2 protein-coding genes are annotated in these 857 nt (G+C 33.1%); one reads left to right on the top strand and one right to left on the bottom strand.

Translation table 11 applies throughout. The features are described from left to right. Positions 1–340: hypothetical protein (locus tag AQF98_RS21765; protein ID WP_235524289.1), on the top strand; the 340-nt coding region annotated here is incomplete at its 5' end. A 320-nt stretch (positions 341–660) separates the two neighbouring features. Here the strand turns inward: AQF98_RS21765 and AQF98_RS21760 are convergent. Further along, positions 661–857 (bottom strand): RagB/SusD family nutrient uptake outer membrane protein (locus AQF98_RS21760; RefSeq protein ID WP_152969797.1); only part of this gene is annotated, 197 nt, incomplete at its 5' end.

The following is an 857-nucleotide window of genomic DNA, read 5'->3' as shown; positions in this document are numbered from 1 at the left end:
TGGGCAAGCTTATGCAAATGTGAATGGAACATGTGTCTACCCACCTTATATTAGTGGTCAACAACAGACTCTTAGAAATATGTCACAAAATTACACGGTGCATAATGCTTTACCGGGAGACGTATTTTCGTGGGCAATAACAGACTGGGATGGCTTGCCAACAAACATTGCAACCATAATACAAGGGCAGGGTACTAATGTTCTTAGAATTAAGTTAACTAATAATGTATTTGAATCTTATCCAGTATACTTTCAAATTGTACTTACACTAACTAATGCAAATAGCAGCACAAGAACAGTATATTATGATGTACAATTGTTAGATCAAATTAGACCTTAAACTTAGATTTTTATGATCATATTTTGTGCTAAACGGTGATGATAGCCAAACACAGAATTCTAATCTTTATTTTGAAACAAAGCAATATAGCTAAAATTTGAGGTCGTTAAAATAACTACAATAATTCTTTACTTGATAAAGGATTAGAATTCTTAAAATCTCGTGTAGAGAGTTTAAGAAAATGCCGACATCTAAATTTAAGTGGCTTTACTTCTCAAAAAATACTTGAAGTTGAGGATCTCTCCAATTCAAATAAATTAATTTTAATAACAAAGCAGGCCCAATTTATAGTATAAATTGGGCCTGCTTTGTTAGGTTAACTAGTAACCTGGATTTTGAACTAGATTTTTATTCGCATCCCTTTCACGTTGTGGGATAGGGAATACCAAGGCATTGGCATTCCAAGCTAATGTACCTATATTGGTTTGCGTACGTTTGGCGTCATGTAAAGCCGCCCCTTCGAAAGCTAAATTAGCATAACAATATGTTATGAAATAATTTTGATTAAATAAGATCT

The sequence above is a fragment of the Pedobacter sp. Hv1 genome, from assembly GCF_001412215.1.
GTDB lineage: Bacteria > Bacteroidota > Bacteroidia > Sphingobacteriales > Sphingobacteriaceae > Pedobacter.
The sequence above is the reverse complement of the archived record's forward strand: the minus strand, read 5'-3'. Positions and strand labels throughout refer to the sequence as shown.